Below are 1,129 nucleotides of genomic sequence, written 5' to 3'. Positions count from 1 at the left end.
CGCTGCATATTGTTTTTGAATTTTCGCTTCGTCTGTTGTAAAATGAAAGTGCTCTTGCATGTGAACTCTCCTTTTGAATGTTTGGTAGCACTTTCATTTTAAAGGAGATCCTTCATGCAAGGGCTATTTTTATACTTATCTCATTTTATCTAGCACCACGGGTATATACCGATTATTGAAAAAACACAACCTTGTCGGAAAAGAAATTTTGCCCATGCCGGAGCGAAAACGATTTGCGTATGACCAGATCAATGAGCTTTGGCAAGGGGACTTATCCCATGGACCAACGATTCGAGTCAATGGGAAAGCCCAGAAAACGTTCTTGATCGCCTATATCGATGACTGCTCGCGGTTGGTGCCGTACGTATAGTTTCCCTTCGGAGAAGTTTGACGGGCTGCGGATCGTCACAAAGGAAGCGGTGCTTCGTTGCGGGAAGCCGAAGCGCATTTACTCGGACAACGGGAAAATTTATCGATCCGAGGTGCTGCAGTATGCGTGCGCCGAGATGGGGATTACGCTCATCCACACTCAGCCGTATGACCCGCAAAGCAAGGGAAAAATCGAACGGTTCTTCCGCACCGTACAGACACGATTTTATCCGCTGTTGGAGCTGAATCCGCCGAAGTCGCTTGACGAGTTGAACGAGCGTTTTGGGAAGTGGCTTGAAGAAGAGTATCATCGAAAACCGCACGCCTCGCTGGATGGGAAAACGCCGCATGAGGTGTTTCAGTCTCAGGTGGAACAAGTGGTGTGGATCGAAGACATCGATTGGCTGGATGCGATTTTTCTGAAACGGGAGCACCGCAAGGTGAAAGCCGATGGCACGGTCACTCTGAATAAACAGCTATACGAGGTGCCGCCTCGGTTCATTGGATAATCGATTGAGCTCCGCTATGACGAACGAGGCGTCTATGTGTACGAAGATGGCAAACGGGTGGCGGARGCCRTTCGGGTGCGTTTGGAAGATAACGCCTATGTCAAGCGCCACCGGTCGCCGTTTGCGGCGATTTCGGCGAAGGAGGGCGAACGGGATGTATAAAACGTTTTATTCCCTCTCGCGGGAGCCGTTTGCGAAAGAAACCGACCCGTCCGAGGCGTATCAAGGGGCGGCGTTTCAAGAAGCGCTGC

At 50.4% G+C, this 1,129-nt stretch carries 2 pseudogenes; both read left to right on the top strand.

Features of this window, described 5'->3' with window-relative positions:
- Positions 1–163 precede the first annotated feature (163 nt).
- Positions 164–1,040: pseudogene (locus CV944_RS17045) on the top strand (transposase); the annotation flags it as partial.
- Positions 1,033–1,129 (top strand): annotated as a pseudogene (locus CV944_RS17040) (AAA family ATPase); the annotation flags it as partial. The pseudogenes CV944_RS17045 and CV944_RS17040, both read left to right, overlap by 8 nt.

Source organism: Geobacillus sp. WSUCF-018B (genome assembly GCF_002809985.1).
GTDB classification, from domain to species: Bacteria; Bacillota; Bacilli; order Bacillales; family Anoxybacillaceae; genus Geobacillus; species Geobacillus thermophilus.
This window is presented reverse-complemented; position numbering and strand designations above follow the sequence as displayed.